This window comes from Bradyrhizobium denitrificans (genome assembly GCF_013179005.1).
GTDB classification, from domain to species: Bacteria; Pseudomonadota; Alphaproteobacteria; order Rhizobiales; family Xanthobacteraceae; genus Bradyrhizobium; species Bradyrhizobium denitrificans.
On the sequence record NZ_JABFDP010000050.1, the window covers coordinates 1 to 19,191 of the forward strand.

A 19,191-nucleotide genomic window follows, 5' to 3' on the forward strand; every position below is an offset into this window, starting at 1 on the left:
GAGCGTGCCGCTCGGGTGGTCGGCCCGTTACCCCATCTACGCAACTACGATGTGTTGTGAAGAGGATACGATCATGACCGAGCTGACTTGGCGCGTCGAGAACATCGAGACGATTGCGAATTTCCTCTCGGCGGCAGAGTGCGACGACTATGTAAGCTGCGGCGAGGCCATCGGCTTCAAGGACGCGCCGATCTCGACCTCCATGGGCATGATCATGGCGAAGGACGTGCGCAACAACGAGCGGGTCATGGTCGACGATCGCGACCGTACGCAGGCGCTGTATCAGCGGCTCGCCGGCCACCTCGCACCGTCCTTCCAGCACCGCTGGCAGCCGGTCGGGTTGAACGAACGGCTGCGGCTGTATCGCTACGATGTCGGACAGAAGTTCGACTGGCACCGCGACGGTCATTTCGCGCGCGACAATGGCGAGCGCAGCCAGTTCACCTTCCTGATCTATCTCAACGACGATTTCGAAGGCGGCGCGACGTCGTTCTGCGACGACACCGGCCTGATGCCGGATGGTCCGCTGCGGGTGACACCGGAGAAGGGGATGGCGCTGCTGTTCCATCATCCCATCATGCATCGTGGCGATCGGGTCACACGGGGACGCAAATACGTCCTGCGGACCGACGTGATGTATCGGCGGATAAAGTAGGAAGACGCCATCGGATACATGAGTAGCCGCGGACGGCGCATGAACGCGGTCGCCGCCTGCGGCAGCCCATGGGATGGGCCGCATAGGTTGAAGCGTAAACAGGCCGAGCCGATGAAGACGACGCGCCCTGGAGGAAGCAACGAGACGCCGGACCGCGTCAACAAGGCTCCTTCGACAATGCCAATGCAGCGCTACGCCAGGGCCGTGCTGTCGCGGGCGATGATGGCGAAGCGGTCGGACAGCTCGGCCAGCGCGACGTCGTGCACCAGGGCGGCCGAAAGCACGCCGCCGCGGCCGTCGGGCAGATCCCGCGTCGCGCAGCTGTCGGCGTCGATGGTGACGCGGTAGCCGAGATCGAGTGCGGCGCGCGCGGTCGACGACACGCACATATGCGTCATGAAACCGGCGAGCAGCAGGTTCTTGCGGCCCGAGGCGGACAGCCGCGCCGACAGATCAGTGCCGGCAAACGCATTCGGCAGCGTCTTCTCGATGACCGGCTCGTCGGCGCGCGGCGCCAGCGCATCGACGATCGCGCCGCGCGGGGCGGTGCGGTCGAACAGGCCGCCCGCGCGGCCCTGATGCGCGATATGAAACACCTGCGCGCCGGCCGCCCTTGCGCGGGCCAGCAGCCGCGCCGCGCAGGCGATCGCGGGCTCGGCGCCGGGCAGGGCGAGCGGCCCGTCGCGGTACTCGTTCTGGATATCGATCAGCACGAGGCAGGACTCGGCGAGGGACGGCAGGCTGAGGTCGGCGCCGGCGAGCTCGAGCAGGGTCTTGGGGGCGGTCATGGATATCGTCTCCGGGGAGCGGTTGGCAGCATCCTAGGCCGGGGCGCGCCTGCAGCAACGCAGGATCATGCAGCCGATGGCTGCGGATTTGCAGGTAGGCCGCAAGGCGTGTTACGGCTCCTGGATGAACTGGGACGATCTGCGCATCATCGCGGCGGTGCGCGACGCCGGCAGTTATGCTGGCGCCGGCGGCCGGCTGCGCATCGACGAGACGACGGTCGGGCGACGGCTGTCACGCATCGAGGCCGCGCTCGGCGTGCGCCTGTTCGAGGCCGTGGATGGCGCACGGCGCCCAACCGCGGCCTGCACAACGGTGCTGGCGCATGTCGATGCGATGGCCGGTCATGCCGCGGCGATCGCGCGGAGTGCGGCGGATCAGTCGGGACCGAGCGGCCGGTTCCGGATTGCCACGACCGCAGCGGTTGCAGAGAACGTGCTGGCGCCGCGCCTGGCATCACTGCTCGCGGCTCATCCCGGTCTGCTGCTGCATCTTCTGACCGCCAGCCAGAATGTCAGCTTCTCGCGCTGGCAGGCGGATTTCGCGATCCGGCTTCGCAAGCCGGAGAAGGGCGATTTCACCATCACCCGGCTCGGCACCATCGCGCTCTTTCTGATCGAGCCTGCCGGCGCCGCGCCGAGCTTCGTCTGCGCCTATCCGGACGATCTCGACGGCATCCCGGAGCAGCAGGTCCTGAAACAGCGCGGGCTGTTCGCTGCGGCCCGCTGCGTCACCGACAATGTCCGCGTGATGTCGGAGCTGCTGCGGAGTGGCCACGCCGCTGCCGTGCTGCCTGAACATGCCTGCCGCGATCTGCTCGCCGATCAATCATTGCGCGTGACACAGCTGCCGCGTCGGCGCGATGTCTGGCTGCTGGTGCAGACCCATCTGAAGCGCGACGCGGCGGCGCGGATCGTGATTGGCTGGCTGCGCGAGTGTTTTGCAGCGTATCAGGCGCGGGATTGAGGCCTGCTCAAGGTCGACGGCGACGTCGGTCGCGGTGCGCGGCGTGTCAGGCGGCGTCGCGTGGCACGATCTTCTTGTAGTTCTGGGTCTGCTCCGCCTTCGAGAGGTCGTGGCGGTCTGCAGGTTCATCCGGAAGCGCGGGTCGTCGCCGAAATAGCGGCCGGGCCGGATGGCGGTATCGGCCGCGTGACATCGCGGGTGCCGCGCATGATCTCGGTGATTCGGCAGGCAAAGAAAAAGGGCGCAGCTTGCGCTGCGCCCTTCCTGTCTCAGAGAGGAACGGACCTTAGAAGTCCATGCCGCCCATTCCGCCGCCCGGAGGCATCGCGGGGCCGCCGGCGTTCTTCTTCGGCAGCTCGGCGACCATCGCCTCGGTGGTGATCAAGAGGCTCGCCACGGAGGCGGCGTTCTGGATCGCGGTACGCACGACCTTGGTCGGGTCGATGATGCCCTTGGACACCATGTTCACGTAGTCACCGGTCTGCGAGTCGAAGCCGTACGCATACTGCTCCTTCTCGAGGATCTTGCCGACGATGACCGAACCGTCCTCGCCCGCGTTGATCGCGATCTGACGGGCCGGAGCGGAGAGCGCCTTGCGGACGATCTCGACACCGGTCTTCTGGTCCTCGTTCTTGGTGCGCAGGCCCTTGAGCTGCTCGGAAGCACGGAGCAAGGCGACGCCGCCGCCCGGCAGGATGCCTTCCTCGACAGCCGCGCGGGTCGCATGCATCGCGTCATCCACGCGATCCTTGCGCTCCTTGACCTCGACCTCGGTCGCGCCGCCGACGCGGATCACCGCGACGCCGCCGGCGAGCTTGGCCAGACGCTCCTGCAGCTTCTCACGGTCGTAGTCCGAGGTGGTCTCCTCGATCTGCGCCTTGATCTGGGCCACGCGCGCCTCGATGTCGGCCTTCTTGCCGGCGCCGTTGACGATCGTGGTGTTCTCCTTGTCGATCATCACCTTCTTGGCACGGCCGAGCATCGAGAGGTTGACGTTCTCGAGCTTGATGCCGAGGTCTTCCGAGATCGCCTGGCCGCCGGTCAGGATCGCGATGTCCTGCAGCATGGCCTTGCGGCGATCGCCAAAGCCCGGGGCCTTGACGGCCGCGACCTTCAGGCCGCCACGCAGGCGGTTGACGACGAGCGTGGCCAGAGCCTCGCCCTCGACGTCCTCAGCGACGATCACCAGCGGCTTGCCGGTCTGCACCACGGCCTCGAGCAGCGGCAGCAGTTCGTTCAGCGACGACAGCTTCTTTTCGTTGATGAGGATGTAGGCGTCGTCCATCTCAACGCGCATCTTGTCGGCGTTGGTGACGAAGTAGGGCGAGATGTAGCCGCGATCGAACTGCATGCCCTCGACGACGTCGAGCTCGGTCTCGAGCGACTTGGCTTCCTCGACCGTGATCACGCCCTCATTGCCGACCTTCTTCATGGCGTCGGCGAGGAACTTGCCGATCTCGGAGTCGCCGTTGGCGGAGATGGTGCCGACCTGAGCGATCTCGTCGTTCGACGTGACCTTCTTCGAGTTCTTGACGAGGTCGGCCACGACCGCCTCGACCGCGAGGTCGATGCCGCGCTTCAGATCCATCGGGTTCATGCCGGCGGCAACGGCCTTGGCGCCCTCGCGGACGATGGCCTGGGCCAGCACGGTCGCGGTGGTGGTGCCGTCGCCGGCCGCGTCAGCGGACTTCGAGGCGACCTCGCGCACCATCTGTGCGCCCATGTTCTCGAACTTGTCGTCGAGCTCGATCTCCTTGGCGACGGTGACGCCGTCCTTGGTGATGCGCGGCGCGCCGAACGACTTGTCGAGGACGACGTTGCGGCCCTTCGGACCGAGCGTGACCTTCACGGCATTGGCGAGAATGTCCACGCCGCGCAGCATGCGGTCGCGGGCTTCGACGCCGAATTTTACGTCTTTCGCTGACATATTGGGTTTCCCTGGGTTGAACTTTGCTCCTCGTCCTGAGGAGCCTGCCATGGTCGATTGAACCTTGGGCGGGCGTCTCGAAGGACGAGATGGGGAGGTGGTCGAGGCCTCATCCTTCGAGACGCCGGCTGCGCCGGCTCCTCAGGATGAGGGGCAACAGCGCTTAGGCGGCCTTCTTCTTCGACGCGGTGTCGGTGAGCACGCCCATGATGTCGCTTTCCTTCATGATGAGCAGCTCCTGGCCGTCGATCTTGACCTCGGTGCCCGACCACTTGCCGAACAGCACGCGATCACCGACCTGGACGTCGAGCGGGACCAGCTTGCCGCTCTCGTCGCGGGCGCCCGGGCCCACCGCGATCACTTCGCCCTGCGAGGGCTTTTCCTTGGCCGAGTCGGGGATGATGATGCCGCCAGCGGTCTTCTCTTCGGCGTCGATGCGCTTGACCACGACGCGGTCGTGAAGCGGACGGAAAGCCATACAGTCCTCCTAAGCTATTGAGGCGATTGTCAGTTTCTGGAATTTTGGCAGTCGCTGCCGGCGAGTGCCAGCACGCCGGCTGGATTTAGGGGAGAGTTGGGGGCCGGGCAAGGGTGTGTAGCAGAAAAATTAGCAGTCAACTGCGCGCTCTGCCAAAGCGTTCCGATAGCGTTAACAGGGTCGGAACAGATCGTGAAACCCCGTATTAGCACCCGGGCTAAGTCGCTGCTAATGCAGCATTTTTCAACATGCCGTTAAACATTTAAGCTTGAGATGGATTGAGAACATGCGTCACATTTCGAAGCAGTGAGCGCATCTTTGCCGGGTGGCTCCATCCCGGTTGGCCACACGGACATGCGCTCCAGAAACGGAGGTTGGCATGGTGTCGAGGGTTGAGGTTTCCGAGGACTTTCGGAAACAGGTCTTGGGTTACGGGCTGACGACCGCGCAGATCCTGTATCGGATGCCGGACCATCGCTCGCTGTTGCAGACCTATGTCTGGCAGAACTACGACCTGTTTCCGAAATTTCCGGCGCTGCAGGATTTCCTGGCGTTCTGGCAGGAGAAGATCGAGGGCCCGCTGTACTCGGTCACGGTGGCGCATTCCAAGCTGATCAAGCCCGCCGAGCTGCGCGCCGTCGACGGCGTGTTCCGGCTGAATTGAGCTGACAGCCGATCAGACGCCACAACCGCCGTTGTTATTCCGGGGCGCGCGCAACGCGAGCCCGGAATCCATCGCGCGGCAACACGTGCGAAGGAATGGATTCCGGGCTCGTCGCTGCGCGCCGCACCGGAATGACGACCTCTTGCGGAGCCCCTGCGGAGTTCTTCCAACTGTGATAGCCTCAGAGCGAGGAACGCAGGGGAGCGCCATGGCCAAGAAGAGCCGGACCACCAAGTCAGCATCACGCGCCGCCGCGAAGGCCGCGCCGCGCAAGACCGCAAAGACCAAGCCGACTGCAAAAGCCGCAGCCAAGACGCTCGCGAAGCCGGGCCGGGCGGCGTCGTCGGCGCGCAAGGCGCTTGCCAGCCAGGGACGGCCGGCGCCGGCACCGCGGCGGCCGAAGCAGAAGGTCGCGATCAGCCATCTCAACGAGGCGGACTTCAAGGCCGACGGCCTGCGCGCCTATGCGCATTACCGCGATCTCAGCATTGCGGCGGCCACCCATGGCCTGGCGCGGGCGCATGTCATCCGCATGCTGCCGCCGTGCAACCCGCAGGAGGTCTCGAAGCTGCACACCCATGCCGTCGACTTCCAGATGGTCTACGTGCTCAAGGGATGGGTGAAGAGCTATCTTGAAGGCGTTGGCGAGACGCTGATGAAGGAGGGCAGCTGCTGGACGCAGCCGCCGAAGATCCGGCACATGATCCTCGATTATTCCGACGACGTTGAGCTGCTGGAGGTTATCCTGCCGGCCGACTTCAAAACGGTCGAACTTACGACGTAAAGCCGACAGAAACGGATGGAAACAATTCGCGTGCGATGGACGGCGGTCGCATCGCACGTGTGTTGACGTCCCGCTCGACCGGGCGGGATGGGCTCAGGGCAGATGTGTGCGCATGCCGCATTCGCCTGTGGGCTTGCCCGGGGCATGTCCATTCCGTTGCCGCCGCTTGTGTCCAGATTTCGTCAGGCTGCGATTTTCAGCTCGGCGGCCGGCCGGCCGGGCCCCGCCCGCGTCGCGGGCGCCAGCACGGGGCTGGGCCACCGTGAGGATATCGACTGGCTGCGCGCGATCGCGGTGCTCGCCGTGGTCGGCTTCCATTTCGAGGCGCCGGCGATCTTCGGCGGCTTCGTCGGCGTCGACATCTTCTTCGTCATCTCCGGCTATCTGATCACGGGAATCATTTCGGCCGAGATCGTAAGCGGCCAATTCTCGTTCGCCCGCTTCTACGAGCGCCGCGCACGGCGGCTGCTGCCCGCCCTCTATGTGATGGTCGCATGTGCTGCGATTCCGGCGTCGCACGAGCTGCTCAGCTCCGAACGCGCCGAGTTCTTCGAGTCTGCCACCGCCGTCGTCACCTTCACCTCGAACGTCTTCTTCTGGCTGCGGTCCGGCTATTTCGACCATGCGGCGGTCGAGAAGCCGCTGCTGCACACCTGGTCGCTCGCGGTCGAGGAGCAGTTCTATCTGGTGCTTCCGGTCGTCGTCTGGGGGGGGCGGCTGCTGGCGCAGCGGCGCAGGCTGGTGCTGCCTGGGGTCCTGGCGCTGTTCGCCGCGGGGTCGTTTGCGCTCGGCTTGCTCTTGTTGCGTAACGGCGCATTTGCGAGCGCTTTCTTTCTCAGCCCGCCGCGGGCGTGGGAATTCCTGCTCGGCAGCCTGCTGGCCGTGTCGCGCCTTCCTGCGCCACCGCCAGGCGTGGTGCAGCGCGCGGCGCGCGGGCTGTCGCTCATCCTGATGGCGATCCCGATTCTGGCGTTGCGTCCCGGGCCAAGCTCTCCCGGCCTCAACGCACTCGCGCCCTGTCTCGGCGCGGCGCTGTTTCTGTGGAGTGGGACTGGCGTGGCCAACGTGCCGCGCCACCGGATGTCACCGCTCAAATGGGCGGCGTTCGTCGGCCGCATCTCTTACTCGCTGTATCTCTGGCACTGGCCGCTGTTTGCGTTCGCGCGCTTCGCCAAGCCCGGCCTCGCGCTCGACGGCTGGGAGCGGGCGGGCCTGTTCGTGCTGACGGTGGCCGTGGCCACGCTGTCCTGGCGCTATGTCGAGCAGCCGTTCCGGACTCGTCAGCTCGCAGCCACGCCGCGCGCCGCCTTCAGCCTTGCCGCGCTGGCGAGCCTGCTGCTGCTGGCGGGCAGCGGCGTGGGGCTGCTGGGCAGTGGTGCGGTGTCTAAGGCCGACCGCGCCGCGCAGCGCTTCGATGCCTATAACAGCTACGACATGAAGCCGCTCTATCGCTATGGCGCGTGCTTCACGACGCCGGATGGGCGGGTCGCCGAGGACTGCCTGCGTCCTGTCTCGGGCAAGACCAACATACTGCTGTGGGGCGACAGCTTCGCTGCGCATTATTTTCACGGCCTCAGAGCTCACCTTGATCCGAAGACGGTCCATATCATGCAGGCGAGCCAGCCCACCTGCATGCCGACCTTCAGCGCCGAGACCCAGGGCGTCGGCGTGTGCCGGGCGTTCGCGGTTCAGATGGGCGAATATTTCGCGCAGGCACGACCTGACCTGGTCGTGATGTCGGCGGATTGGCTCGAGAATGCCCGGCCGCCGCGCTTCGCGGGTATGGTGCGGGACCTCCGGCGAACCATCGGGCGTCTGCGCGAAGCTGGCATTCCGGTGGTTCTGTTCGGTCCTTCCGTGCAGTTCCGGGCGCGGCTGCCATCGATGCTGGCGCGCGCCACGCTGCGCGGCGTGACACCTGAGTCCGCGGCGTTCGTCCGCTCGGACATCTTCGCGCTGGACGCGGCGATGCAGGCGGCATTGCCGCCGCGAGAGGGACTATCCTACGTGTCGATCCTGTCAGCCATCTGCGAGGACCGGCGCTGTCCGCTTACGGCCAGCAACGTCCCGCTGTCCTTCGACCATGCGCATCTGACGGCCGAGGGCTCGGAGCATGTGATGGCTGCGGTGGCGCCACGCCTGTTGCCTGATACGACCGACTTCAGTTCACGTGAGCAGGCCCGCGAGCGGTCCGATCAGGCAGGTGATAGCGGAACCCGAGACGATTGATTGGAACGCGAACAGCTCGGTGGCGCTGGCGCCAAAGAGAAGAGATCACGATGCGTCCCGTGGAACAGCATGATGATCCGGAGCAGGCGTGTTTGTTGCAGTTGCCTCTTCTGACTTGCGGCCGCCGTGGCCCTTCCAGCCGCGATACACGCGCGGCTGCGCCTGCAATCGCGGGCGAAGAGGTGCGTTGCTACGTCAACACCCCCACGATCGCCCCCATCAAGCATGTCGTCAGCGTGCCTGAGACGATCGATTTCAGGCCGAGCGCGTTGATCTCGTCGCGCCGCGTCGGCGCCATGGTGCCGAGGCCGCCGATCATGATGCCGAGGCTGGCGAAGTTGGCGAAACCGCACATCGCATAGAGCATGATCAGCCGTGCGCGTGGATCGAGCGCCGCGGCGTCGAGCTTGGACAGCTCGACATAGGCGATCAGCTCGTTGAGTACCGTCTTGGTGCCCATCAGGCTGCCGGCGGTGACGGCCTCTGACCATGGCAGGCCCATCAGCCAGCACACCGGCGCCATCACCAGGCCGAGCAGCCGCTGCAGCGAGATGGCGGCGCCGCCGATCGCGGGCGAGAGCGACAGGATGGTATTGGCGAGATGCACCAGCGCCACCAGCACCAGCAACAGCGCGATGATGTTCATCAGCAGCTCGAGCCCGGCGCCGGTGCCCTTGACGATGGCGTCCATGGTCGAGGAGGCCTGCATGTCGGGATCGCCGAGCGCGCCACCGGTCAGCTGCTTCGAGGTTTCCGGCACCATGATCAGGCTGATCAGGATCGACGCCGGTGCGCCGAGCACCGAGGCGATGACGAAATGCGCGGCGGCGTCCGGGATGAGCGGCGCCAGCAACGTCGCGTACAGCACCAGCACGGTGCCGGCGATTCCAGCCATGCCGCCGGTCATGACCAGAAACAATTCGCTGCGCGTCATCTGCGCCAGATAAGGGCGGATGAACAGCGGCGCCTCGACCATGCCGAGAAAGACGTTGGCCGCCGTGGAGAGGCCAACGGCGCCGCCGACGCCGAGCGTGCGCTCCAGCAGCCAGGCCATGCCGCGCACCAGCGGCGGCAGCACCCGCCAATAGAACAGCAGGGTCGTCAGCACGCTCATGACCAGCACGATCGGCAGCGCCTGGAAGGCGAGCACGAAGTCGGCGCCGGGCGCCTTCAGATCGAAGGGCAGGGCGCCGCCGCCGACATAGCCGAATACGAACGAGGTGCCGGCGCGCGAGGCCTGCGAGATCGCACCGACGGCGTCGTTGATGGCGCCGAAGGCGCGGGCCACCGCGGGCACCTTCAGCAGGACGACTGCGGTGAGGATCGTCACCATCAGTCCCAGCGCGGCCTGCTTCAGCGACACCGCGCGACGGTTCTCGCCGAGCGCCCAGGCGATCGCGAGCAGCGCGACGATTCCGAACGCCGATTGCAGCTGAAGCATCAAATCCCCCAAACCACCTGGTGAATTATGAGCGCAGGGAACCGCTCCGCGCAACGCCATGCCGCCATGCGGGACTTGCGATTGACAAGCATCTGGGCCTGCGTCACGCAGGCCCATCATGTCGACCACCGTCCCGATCGGCGCGCGCGATCTGTTGAAGCAAAGCGCGTTCCTGTTCTTCCTGTCGTCCCGCAGCCTGTCGCGCTTCGCGAGCCAGATCGCGGCGGTGGCGATCGGCTGGCAGATCTACGACCTGACGGGACGGGCCTTCGATCTCGGCATGGTCGGGCTGATCCAATTCCTGCCCACGGCATTGCTGGTTTTCGTCGCCGGCAACGCCGCCGATCGTTTTCGGCGCAAGCGCGTGGTGCAGCTCTGCCAGCTCGCTGAGGCGCTCACCGCGCTTTATTTGTGCTGGGGCGCTTACGCCGGCCAGCTCGGCGAAATCCAGCTGTTCGCAGCCACCTTCGTGCTCGGCACCGCCGGGGCATTCGAGAGCCCGGCGACCGCGGCGCTGCTGCCGCTGATCGCGCCGGAAGGCACGTTGCAGCGGGCGAGCGCGCTGTCGAGCGGTGCAGCGCAGCTCGCGACCATCGCCGGCCCTGCCATCGGCGGCTTCGCCTATGCGGTCGCGCCCGGACTGCCCTATGGCGTCATGATGCTGTTCTGGCTCGCCGGCATGGCGCTGACCGGCCTGATGCAGGTGCCGGACGACGTGCCGGCCGAGCGCCTCGATGGCAGCAAGGATGACCTGTTCGCCGGCGTCCGCTTCATCCGCGCCAATCCAGCGATCCTCGGCACCATCTCGCTCGACCTGTTCGCGGTGCTGCTCGGCGGCGTCAGCGCGCTGCTGCCGATCTATGCGCGCGACGTGCTCGACACCGGGCCGTTCGGCCTCGGCGTGCTGCGCGCGGCGCCCGCGGTCGGCGCGCTGGCGATGACGGCTGTGCTGGCGCGCTATACGATCAGGCGGCGTGTCGGCCTGCGCATGTTCCAGGCGGTCATCGTGTTCGGTGCCGCCACGGTCGTGTTCGCCCTGTCGCATGTGATGTGGGTGTCGGTCCTCGCACTCGCCATTCTCGGCGCTGCCGACACGATCAGCGTCGTCATCCGCTTCTCGCTGGTGCAGCTCGCCACGCCGAACGAGATGCGTGGCCGGGTCGGCGCGGTGAACTTCCTGTTCATCAACGCCTCCAACCAGCTCGGCCAGTTCGAGAGCGGCGTCACCGCCGCGCTGTTCGGCGCCATGCCCGCCGCCGTGCTCGGCGGCCTCGGCACCATCGCGATCGCGCTGTTGTGGATGAAGCTGTTTCCAACGCTGCGCAAGGTCGAGCGGCTGGAGTAGCACTCGTAGATGGGGTAACGGGCCGACCACCCGAGCGGCACGCTCACTCCGGCGCTATTTGTGAGCGCCGTTCGCGTGCCGCTGGGGTGGTCGGCCCGTTACCCCATCTACAAAGCTGTCACCCCCGTCCGACGAACGGCATCTTGGTGGCCATCACGGTGATGAACAGGACGTTGGCGCTGAGCGGCAGGCCGGCCATGTAGGCGACGGCATCGCCGACGGCCTTCACGTCCATGCGCGGCTCCGGCATCATGCGGCCGTCCGGCTGCAGCACGCCGCCGACCATGCGCTCGGTCATCGGTGTCTCGGCATTGCCGATGTCGATCTGGCCGACCGCGATGTCATAGGCACGGCCGTCGAGATTCGACGCTTTTGTCAGGCCGGTGATGGCGTGCTTGGTCGAGGTGTAGGGCGAGGAGAACGGCCGCGGCGCATGCGCCGAGATCGAACCATTGTTGATGATGCGACCGCCACGCGGCGACTGGTCCTTCATGATGCGGAAGGCGTGCTGCGTGCACAGGAACGGCGCGGTGAGGTTGGTCGCGACCACCGACTGCCACTGCTCCATCGTGAGATCCTCGAACGGGACCGGCGGCGCGCCCATGCCGGCATTGTTGAACAGAACGTCGAGTCGGCCATAGGTCGACTTGACCATGTCGAACAGCGCCGCGATCGAGGCGGGGTCCATCATGTCGGCGGAGACGGGCAGGCTCATGCCAGCCGGGCCGAGCTTGGCGGTCTCCTCCAGCATCTCCTTGCGGCGGCCGGCCAGCACCACGGTGAAGCCGGAATTCATCAGCGCCAGCGATGCGGCGCGGCCGACACCCGTGCCTGCGCCCGTCACCAGCGCGATCTTCTTTGCCGCTTCAGCCATGTTTCCTCACCTTCAGTTTTCACGTTTTGCAGTTTTGAGCGTTGTGCCGCGTCAGTGCTTCACTTCGCTCTGAGTCTTATAGGGCGGCCGCGGAATGTTGTTATGCGCAGCGCGCAGGGCCGCCGACCAGCGCGAGCGGAGGTCATGGAAATAGGGCTCACCGGCCTCGATGCGATGGTTGAGGTCGGCCTCGCAGGCGTCGGCGCGCACCACCAGCACGTCGATCGGCAGGCCGACGCCGAGATTGGAGCGCATCGTCGAATCCATCGAGATCAGGCCGGTCTTCAGCGCCTCGTAGAGTTCGACATCGTAATGCATGGCGCGGTCGAGCACCGGCTTGCCGTATTTGTGCTCGCCGATCTGCAAATACGGCGTGTCGGTGGTGCATTCGATGAAGTTGCCGGCGGTGTAGACCATGAACAGCCGCATCCGCGAGCCCTTGATCTGGCCGCCGAACAGGAAGGAGACATCGAAGGAGATGTCCTCGGCCTTCAGGGCCGGACCTTCGGTCGCGTGCACCATGCGGATCGCCTTGCCGATGCGCTGCGCGGCCTGGAACATGGTCGGCGCGTTCATCAGCGTCTCGACCTCGCCGGTTTCGGGGTCTTCCATGCCTTCGGTCAGGGTCGATAGCACGGACTGGCTGATGGCGAGATTGCCGGCGCAGGCGACCGCCACGATGCGCTCGCCGGGATTGGAGAAGATGTGCAGCTTGCGGAAGGTCGAGACATTGTCGAGACCGGCATTGGTTCGGGTGTCCGCGATCATGACGAGCCCGTCACGCACCAGAATTCCGCAGCAATAGGTCATCGTCAGTCCCCCGAGCCAGAGCGCGAATTAGTAGCGAAATTCGGTCGAACGTCCAACCCTGCAATGCCGTAGCCCGCATGAGCGGCAGCCGGCGCCCGGCAGGGCGCGGGCGGGAGCGATATCCGGGGTCTGACGTGCTGTCTTGGCGAACCCGCATGTCGCTTCGCTCATGCGGGCTCCGAGAGCCGTCCCGGATTTCAGGACTGCCGCTGCGACTGCGATTGCGACTGCCCGCCGCGGCCGACCTGCTCGACCTTCACCTTCACGGTCAGCGTCTCGGTCCCGCCGCCGTAACGGGTGCCGCGCACCGGCGCCGCGCCGAGATAATCCAGCCCGATCGCCACCCGAACGTGGGCGTCGGTGGTGCAGATGCAGTTCGCGGCGTCGAAACCCACCCAGCCGAGATTCGGCACATAGGCTTCGGCCCAGGCGTGGCCAGCTTCCTGATGCACTGCACCATCGGAGCGCAGGAAGTGGCCTGACACGAAGCGGGCCGGGATGCCCGCGGCGCGTGCGCTGGCAATGAAGATGTGGGCGTAATCCTGGCAGACACCCCGCTTCAAGGCAAAAGCCTCGGCTGCCGAAGTGCCGCTGTGGGTCGGGTCTTCGTCGAAGGTCATGTGCTCATAGACCTGCGTCATCAGGGTGTGCAGGAAGCCGAGCACGTCGCTCTCCGATTCCGCGCGCAGGTCGCGCACCACGGCAGCCATGGCGGCATTGGCCGCCGTCAGCGGGGTGGTTCGCAGGAAGAAGCCGGGCGGAAACCGCTCATCCGCGCCTTTCAGCACACCGCCGGTGTCGTGCGTCTCGACCAGGCCTTCGGCGGTGATCGTGAGGTCCTGCAGCGCGCCATGGGTGATCACATGGGTCACGTTGCCGAACGCGTCCTCGTGCATATCGAGCCGGGAATCGGTCGACACATCGATCTGCCACTCCGCCACATATTGGCCGTCATGGCTGCCGGGCGTCATGCGGATGATCTGGATGGCGCCAGTCGCCGCCGGCTCATAGCGGTAGGTGGTGGAATGGGAGATACGCAGGCGCATGGCGGTCGACCGGTTTTCGTCAGTGTGCTGTCCGCGGTAGCTCGTTTCAACTCTCCCTGAAAGGGGGAGAAGGGTCCTCAAGCGGAGGGATTGGTGCCAAGCCCGGGGCCGTGGTCTTGCGGACACAGCTCGGCAGCACGCCTTTTCGTCTTTCTGGCGGCAGAGCCCAGGGCTCGGCCGTACAGCGGCTCAGATCAGATATTGCTTGGTGATGATCTCCCCCAGCCGCGAATTGTCGCCGATGAACTCCTGGATGAACTCGTGGACGCCGCGCTGGAAGATGTCGTCCATGTTGGAATGCTCCAGCCGGTTGCGGACGCCGCGGGCATGGCGCTGCGCCGCCCCCTGGCGGCCATAAGCGACGCCGATCTGGTCGAGGTTGCGCACGAGGTTGCCGTAGCAACTGGCGAGCGAGCGCGGCAGCGTGTCGTTGAGGATCAGGAGGTCCGCGATCAGCCAGGGTTTCAGCGTCTCGCGATACACCCAATGATAGGCGGTGAGCGCCGAGACCGAGCGCAGGATCGAGGTCCATTGATAATAGTCCAGCGGGCCGCCGACATGTTCCTCCTCGGGCAGCAGCACGTGATATTTCACGTCGAGAATGCGCGCGGTGTTGTCGGCGCGCTCCAGATGCAGCCCGAGCCGCGAGAACCAATAGGCGTCGTTGCGCAGCATGGTGCGGTAGGCCGAGCCGTCGAAGCGCAGCGAGGTCTCCTGCACGAAGCGCAGGAAGCGCGCCAGCTCCTCGCGCGTCTTGGTGCCCTTGCTCCATACCTCCTGAAGCTCGATCCAGGAGCCGTTCAGGGTGTCCCACATCTCGGAGGTGAGCGCCGTGCGCACCGAGCGGGCATTGAGGCGCGCAGCCTCGATGCAGTTCTTGATCGAGGACGGGTTGGACTGGTTGAAGGACAGATATTCGATGACGTTCTGCTCGTTGGCCTCGGCATAGACCTCGTAGAAGCTGACATTGACGCCGGCGGTCATCAGCGCCGATTCCCACTCATTGGTCTTGCCGATATAGGCCGCGGGAAGGGCGGTGACGCGCAGGGTGGCGTCGATGGTGCGGGCGAGATACTCGGCGCGCTCGACATAGCGGGCCAGCCAGTACAGGTTTTCGGCGGTGCGCGAGAGCATGGGCAATCTACAAGGTGCGGAGTGAAGCTGCCCCGGCGACGGGGAAGGCAGGCACAGATCCGGGGAATCGTGTGGTCGAGCGTTTGCGACGAACGCGCCTGCGGCCGTCCTTCGCGACGCACGCCTGCGGCGTGCTCCTCCGGACGAGGGCTGCAGGCGAAGCGGGATCCGAGGCCCTCATGGTGAGCAGCGCCGCCTGCGGCGCGTCTCGAACCATGAGGCCCTGGTGCGTGTTCTCCGCCGCGGGCCGGAAGAGGTGAGAGCGAGCTGGCGGCTCCACGCGCGCAAACCGACACTCACTCATCCAGCACCCATGTGTCCTTGGTGCCGCCGCCCTGGCTGGAATTCACCACCAGCGATCCCTCCTTCAGCGCCACGCGGGTCAGGCCGCCGGGCACGATGGTGGTGCGGTCGCGCCCGGTCAAAACGAACGGACGCAGATCGACATGCCGCGGCGCAAGTCCCGAGGTGACGCAGGTCGGGCAGGTGGACAATGCGAGCGTCGGCTGGGCGATGAAGCCCTCCGGCTCGCGCTTCAGCTTGTCGCGGAACGCCTCGATCGTGGCCTTGGTCGCGGCCGGTCCGATCAGCATGCCGTAGCCGCCGGAGCCGTGCACCTCCTTGACGACGAGCTCGCCGAGATGGTCGAGCACGTAGGACAAATCCTGCGGCTCGCGGCAGCGCCAGGTCTGGACGTTCTTCAGGATCGGCTCCTCGTCCAGGTAGAACTTCACGATGTCCGGCATGTAGGAATAGATCGCCTTGTCGTCGGCGATGCCGGTGCCCACCGCATTGGCGAGCGTGACGTTGCCGGCGGCATAGGCCGACATCAGGCCGGGCACGCCCAGCGCCGAATCCGGCCGGAAGGTGAGAGGATCGAGGAAGTCGTCGTCGACGCGGCGATAGATCACGTCGACCCGCTTCAGGCCCTCCGTCGTCCGCATGAACACCTCCTCGTTCTTGACGATGAGGTCGCGGCCCTCGACCAGTTCGATGCCGAGCTTGTCGGCCAGGAACGAGTGCTCGTAATAGGCGGAATTATAGATGCCGGGCGTCATCAGCGCGACCGTCGGCTCGGCCGAGGCGCTGAGCGGCGCCACCGAGCGCAGCGCCGACAACAATTCGTCCGGATAGCGCTCGACCGGGGCGACGCGGTGGCGCGCGAACAGGTCCGGAAACAGCCGCATCATGATCTCGCGGTTTTCCAGCATGTAGGACACGCCCGAGGGCGTGCGCGCGTTGTCCTCGAGCACGATGAAGTCGTTGGCGTCGACGCGGACGATATCGATGCCGGCGATGTGGACATAGACGTCGTGTGGCACGTCCTGGCCGTTCATCTCCGGACGGAACACGGGGTTCTGGAAGATCAGGTCGTCCGGCACGACATCGGCGCGCAGGATGTCGCGGCCGTGATAGATATCGCGCAGGAACATGTTCAGCGCCTTGACGCGCTGCTTCAGCCCCTTCTCCAGCAGCGCCCATTCCTTGCCGGAGAGGATCCGCGGGATGACGTCGAACGGGATCAGCCGCTCCTGCGCCTCCGCTTCGCCATAGACGGCGAAGGTGATGCCGATTCGGCGGAACAACAGCTCCGCTTCATGGCGGCGATATTCCAGCGCCTCCGGTGGCGTTTCCTTCAGCCACCGCGACAGCTCCTGATAGGCCTGACGGACGTCGCCGCCCGGCTCGTTCATTTCGTCGAACGCAACTGCCATAGATGCCCGTGTGTCCCAGCCTCGTCATACACTGCATGACTCTGCATGATGGTAGCAAGGGCTGGGCCAGCGCGATATGCATTCTCCTGCGGCATTTCGTGGGGTGCCGGGAAGTCTGCCTTAAAAACCGGCTGCATGATGCTCAAATCCGCGGCATAAGCTGCGACGTTACGGATGACATTGGCTTCGGCGCGGGCCAAAAGAGACGTCAGATGCGAGGAGAAACCATGAGCGAGATCGTCACCGCGGGGTTGCTGGTCATCGGCGACGAAATCCTGTCCGGCCGGACCAAGGACAAGAATATCGGCTTCATCGCCGAATACCTGACCAATCTCGGCATCGACCTGAAGGAGGTGCGGGTCGTCGCCGACGAGGAGCCGGAGATCATTGCAGCCCTCGACGCACTGCGGCACCGCTACACCTATGTGTTCACCACCGGCGGCATCGGCCCGACCCATGACGACATCACCGCGGACGCGATCGCCAAGGCGTTCGGCGTCGGCATCGACCATCATCCCGAGGTCGTGGCGCGCTTCCGCGAGCGCTGGAGCGAGCAGGACCTCAACGAGGCACGGCTGCGCATGGCGCGCATTCCCGACGGCGCCGAGCTGATCCAGAGCGCGACCATCCTGGCGCCGGGCTTCAAGCTCGGCAATGTCATCGTCATGGCCGGCGTGCCCTCCATCATGCAGGCGATGATGGACATCGTCGCGCCGAAGCTGAAATCGGGCGTGCGCATGCTGTCGGAGACCGTGCGCGCCAATGCGCGCGAGGGCGACATCGGCGGCCCCTTGCGCGAGATCGCCAAGGCGCATCCCGACACCATCATCGGCAGTTATCCGTTCATCGACGAGGACCAGAAGCCGAACACGCATCTGGTGGTGCGCTCGCGCGACCAGGACAAGCTGTCGGCGGCGATGGCGGCGGTGAAGGAGATGCTCGCCGGGCTCAACGTGACGCGCTAAGCAGAAGGCGGCTTCGAGAACAGACGGACCAGACGAGATGGCGGACAAGACGTTGACGGCAGAGGAGCGGGCGGGGCGGGCCTTCCCGGTGTCCTGGGACCAGTTCCACCGCGATTGCCGGGCGCTGACCTGGCGGCTGAACGATGCCGGTCCGTTCGCCGCGATCATCGCCATCACCCGCGGCGGGCTGGTGCCGGCGGCGATCGTCGCGCGAGAGCTCGGCATCCGCGTGATCGACACGGTCGGCATCGCCAGCTACGACCACACCCGCCAGGGCGAGCTGAACATCCTCAAGGCCATCTCCGAGGATACGCTCAAGCTCGGCAGCGGCACCGGCAAGGGGCTCCTGATCGTCGACGACCTCGTCGACACCGGCAAGACCGCTCAGCTGGTGCGCGAAATGCTGCCTGACGCCCATTTCGCCACCGTCTACGCCAAGCCCAAGGGCCGGCCGCTGGTCGACACCTTCATCACCGAAGTGTCGCAGGACACCTGGATCTTTTTCCCCTGGGACACCGCGCTGTCCTTCGCGCCGCCGCTGCGCGACGGGGCGGCGTGATGAGGGGGGGAATAGGGAGTAGGGAGTAGGGAGTAGCGAACAGGGGGGCGGGAGGGCGGCCGAATCATGGGTTGCTCGCCATTTGCCGCTCCGCAGCCGCAGGCGGAGGAGCCGATGCCTCTGCAGAACCGTGTCACGCCGACAGGCGAGATTGTCGCCACGCCGCACCGCGGCCTGTTCACTGGCAATCGCGGCATCATCCATGATCCCGCGACGAGGACGTTGTTGCGGAAGCGCTGGTCGAGCCAAGCATGGCTGGTCTGCCTGTGCGATTTCCGCGGCCGCCGCCGCGAGGTGATGGCGACGCAGAGCTGGACCGAACTGTTCTTCCTCGACGAGGCCACGGCCCTGGCGGGCGGACATCGGCCATGCTTCTTTTGCCGCCGCGATGACGCCAACCGGTTTCGTGCGGCGTGGCAGCAGGGCAATGCTGTCAGCGGTGTTCGCGCCGCCGACATCGACAGGGTGCTGCATCGCGAGCGGCTCGACCATGGCCGCAAGCGGCTGCACCCGCTGACGGTGCCGGTGGCCGATCTGCCTGACGGCACGATGGTGCAGGCGGGCGAGGAGAGTCTGCTGATCGTTGCGGGCCGCAGCCGGCCATGGTCCTTCGCCGGCTACGGCGACCCCCGCGACGACGTGACGGCAGTGTGTCTGCTGACCCCTCCGTCGACGCTTCGCGCGCTGCAAGCCGGCTATCGCCCGGTGCTCCATCCGAGCGCTTAAGCCCCGTGGCCCCAATCAGCGGACGCCTGCGCCCGCAAGGCGAAGGCGGCAGCGACATCCGGATTCTGCGACATGGCGCATCAGACC

18 protein-coding genes are annotated in these 19,191 nt (G+C 65.9%); 9 read left to right on the forward strand and 9 right to left on the reverse strand.

Going from position 1 to position 19,191, the window contains the following annotated elements; all coding sequences use genetic code 11:
• Positions 1-73: 73 nt before the first annotated feature.
• On the forward strand, positions 74-655 hold the full coding sequence (locus tag HL671_RS35520) for a 2OG-Fe(II) oxygenase (RefSeq protein WP_172243370.1): 582 nt from the start codon (positions 74-76) through the stop codon (positions 653-655).
• 191 nt (positions 656-846) lie between these two features.
• Here HL671_RS35520 and HL671_RS35525 read toward each other — a convergent pair whose 3' ends face one another.
• On the reverse strand, positions 847-1,443 hold the full coding sequence (locus HL671_RS35525) for a cysteine hydrolase family protein (protein WP_172243373.1): 597 nt from the start codon (positions 1,441-1,443) through the stop codon (positions 847-849).
• Positions 1,444-1,567: 124 nt separating this feature from the next.
• Between HL671_RS35525 and HL671_RS35530 the strand changes: the two genes are divergently transcribed.
• Entirely contained in the window at positions 1,568-2,407 is an 840-nt protein-coding gene (locus tag HL671_RS35530) for a LysR family transcriptional regulator (RefSeq protein WP_172243412.1), read from the forward strand.
• A gap of 286 nt (positions 2,408-2,693) precedes the next feature.
• Here HL671_RS35530 and groL read toward each other — a convergent pair whose 3' ends face one another.
• Positions 2,694-4,334, reverse strand: a complete 1,641-nt coding sequence (gene groL / locus HL671_RS35535; protein ID WP_012045235.1) for a chaperonin GroEL — start codon at positions 4,332-4,334, stop codon at positions 2,694-2,696.
• A 163-nt stretch (positions 4,335-4,497) separates the two neighbouring features.
• A complete protein-coding gene (gene groES / locus HL671_RS35540) occupies positions 4,498-4,812 on the reverse strand; it encodes a co-chaperone GroES (RefSeq protein WP_008966485.1) in 315 nt (104 codons plus the stop codon).
• 379 nt (positions 4,813-5,191) lie between these two features.
• Here groES and HL671_RS35545 point away from each other — a divergent pair, with 379 nt between their 5' ends.
• From HL671_RS35545 to HL671_RS35555, 3 genes are all read left to right on the forward strand, one after another.
• On the forward strand, positions 5,192-5,476 hold the full coding sequence (locus HL671_RS35545; RefSeq protein WP_012045234.1) for an usg protein: 285 nt from the start codon (positions 5,192-5,194) through the stop codon (positions 5,474-5,476).
• A gap of 208 nt (positions 5,477-5,684) precedes the next feature.
• Positions 5,685-6,260: a cupin domain-containing protein gene (locus HL671_RS35550; protein WP_172243376.1), complete on the forward strand. Its 576-nt coding sequence runs from the start codon at positions 5,685-5,687 to the stop codon at positions 6,258-6,260.
• A 168-nt stretch (positions 6,261-6,428) separates the two neighbouring features.
• Positions 6,429-8,489 carry an acyltransferase family protein gene (locus HL671_RS35555; protein WP_307769084.1) on the forward strand — a complete coding sequence of 687 codons (2,061 nt, stop codon included), beginning with the start codon at positions 6,429-6,431 and terminating at the stop codon, positions 8,487-8,489.
• Between the two features lie 190 nt (positions 8,490-8,679).
• Here HL671_RS35555 and HL671_RS35560 read toward each other — a convergent pair whose 3' ends face one another.
• Positions 8,680-9,930: a NupC/NupG family nucleoside CNT transporter gene (locus HL671_RS35560; protein WP_172243379.1), complete on the reverse strand. Its 1,251-nt coding sequence runs from the start codon at positions 9,928-9,930 to the stop codon at positions 8,680-8,682.
• 118 nt (positions 9,931-10,048) lie between these two features.
• Here HL671_RS35560 and HL671_RS35565 point away from each other — a divergent pair, with 118 nt between their 5' ends.
• Positions 10,049-11,275, forward strand: coding sequence for an MFS transporter (locus HL671_RS35565; protein WP_172243382.1), 1,227 nt, complete (start codon positions 10,049-10,051; stop codon positions 11,273-11,275).
• Between the two features lie 118 nt (positions 11,276-11,393).
• Here HL671_RS35565 and HL671_RS35570 read toward each other — a convergent pair whose 3' ends face one another.
• The 5 genes from HL671_RS35570 to HL671_RS35590 form a co-directional block, all read right to left on the reverse strand.
• Positions 11,394-12,149, reverse strand: coding sequence for an SDR family oxidoreductase (locus HL671_RS35570; RefSeq protein WP_012045228.1), 756 nt, complete (start codon positions 12,147-12,149; stop codon positions 11,394-11,396).
• Positions 12,150-12,200: 51 nt separating this feature from the next.
• Entirely contained in the window at positions 12,201-12,959 is a 759-nt protein-coding gene (locus tag HL671_RS35575) for a proteasome-type protease (RefSeq protein ID WP_172243385.1), read from the reverse strand.
• Between the two features lie 197 nt (positions 12,960-13,156).
• The gene (locus tag HL671_RS35580) at positions 13,157-14,005 is read right to left on the reverse strand and encodes a transglutaminase family protein (protein ID WP_172243388.1); all 849 of its coding nucleotides are present in this window, start codon (positions 14,003-14,005) and stop codon (positions 13,157-13,159) included.
• Between the two features lie 189 nt (positions 14,006-14,194).
• Positions 14,195-15,139, reverse strand: coding sequence for an alpha-E domain-containing protein (locus tag HL671_RS35585; RefSeq protein ID WP_012045225.1), 945 nt, complete (start codon positions 15,137-15,139; stop codon positions 14,195-14,197).
• A gap of 296 nt (positions 15,140-15,435) precedes the next feature.
• Positions 15,436-16,854 carry a circularly permuted type 2 ATP-grasp protein gene (locus tag HL671_RS35590; protein ID WP_012045224.1) on the reverse strand — a complete coding sequence of 473 codons (1,419 nt, stop codon included), beginning with the start codon at positions 16,852-16,854 and terminating at the stop codon, positions 15,436-15,438.
• 227 nt (positions 16,855-17,081) lie between these two features.
• On the opposite strand from HL671_RS35590, the gene HL671_RS35595 reads away from it, so the two are divergent.
• The 3 genes from HL671_RS35595 (at position 17,082) to HL671_RS35605 (ending at position 19,104) form a co-directional block, all read left to right on the forward strand.
• Entirely contained in the window at positions 17,082-17,819 is a 738-nt protein-coding gene (locus HL671_RS35595; protein WP_012045223.1) for a competence/damage-inducible protein A, read from the forward strand.
• Positions 17,820-17,856: 37 nt separating this feature from the next.
• Positions 17,857-18,378: a xanthine phosphoribosyltransferase gene (gpt, locus tag HL671_RS35600; RefSeq protein WP_012045222.1), complete on the forward strand. Its 522-nt coding sequence runs from the start codon at positions 17,857-17,859 to the stop codon at positions 18,376-18,378.
• Positions 18,379-18,492: 114 nt separating this feature from the next.
• On the forward strand, positions 18,493-19,104 hold the full coding sequence (locus HL671_RS35605; RefSeq protein ID WP_172243391.1) for a hypothetical protein: 612 nt from the start codon (positions 18,493-18,495) through the stop codon (positions 19,102-19,104).
• The last annotated feature ends 87 nt before the right edge of the window (positions 19,105-19,191 follow it).

Coding starts and splice junctions, on each gene's coding strand:
- HL671_RS35590 (WP_012045224.1), bottom strand. CDS start 16,854: ATGGCAGTTGCGTTCGACGAAATGAACGAGCCGGGCGGCGACGTCCGT.
- HL671_RS35605 (WP_172243391.1), top strand. CDS start 18,493: ATGCCTCTGCAGAACCGTGTCACGCCGACAGGCGAGATTGTCGCCACG.
- HL671_RS35550 (WP_172243376.1), top strand. CDS start 5,685: ATGGCCAAGAAGAGCCGGACCACCAAGTCAGCATCACGCGCCGCCGCG.
- HL671_RS35565 (WP_172243382.1), top strand. CDS start 10,049: ATGTCGACCACCGTCCCGATCGGCGCGCGCGATCTGTTGAAGCAAAGC.
- HL671_RS35530 (WP_172243412.1), top strand. CDS start 1,568: ATGAACTGGGACGATCTGCGCATCATCGCGGCGGTGCGCGACGCCGGC.
- groL (WP_012045235.1), bottom strand. CDS start 4,334: ATGTCAGCGAAAGACGTAAAATTCGGCGTCGAAGCCCGCGACCGCATG.
- HL671_RS35520 (WP_172243370.1), top strand. CDS start 74: ATGACCGAGCTGACTTGGCGCGTCGAGAACATCGAGACGATTGCGAAT.
- HL671_RS35560 (WP_172243379.1), bottom strand. CDS start 9,930: ATGCTTCAGCTGCAATCGGCGTTCGGAATCGTCGCGCTGCTCGCGATC.
- HL671_RS35545 (WP_012045234.1), top strand. CDS start 5,192: ATGGTGTCGAGGGTTGAGGTTTCCGAGGACTTTCGGAAACAGGTCTTG.
- HL671_RS35580 (WP_172243388.1), bottom strand. CDS start 14,005: ATGCGCCTGCGTATCTCCCATTCCACCACCTACCGCTATGAGCCGGCG.
- HL671_RS35575 (WP_172243385.1), bottom strand. CDS start 12,959: ATGACCTATTGCTGCGGAATTCTGGTGCGTGACGGGCTCGTCATGATC.
- HL671_RS35570 (WP_012045228.1), bottom strand. CDS start 12,149: ATGGCTGAAGCGGCAAAGAAGATCGCGCTGGTGACGGGCGCAGGCACG.
- HL671_RS35595 (WP_012045223.1), top strand. CDS start 17,082: ATGAGCGAGATCGTCACCGCGGGGTTGCTGGTCATCGGCGACGAAATC.
- HL671_RS35585 (WP_012045225.1), bottom strand. CDS start 15,139: ATGCTCTCGCGCACCGCCGAAAACCTGTACTGGCTGGCCCGCTATGTC.
- gpt (WP_012045222.1), top strand. CDS start 17,857: ATGGCGGACAAGACGTTGACGGCAGAGGAGCGGGCGGGGCGGGCCTTC.
- groES (WP_008966485.1), bottom strand. CDS start 4,812: ATGGCTTTCCGTCCGCTTCACGACCGCGTCGTGGTCAAGCGCATCGAC.
- HL671_RS35525 (WP_172243373.1), bottom strand. CDS start 1,443: ATGACCGCCCCCAAGACCCTGCTCGAGCTCGCCGGCGCCGACCTCAGC.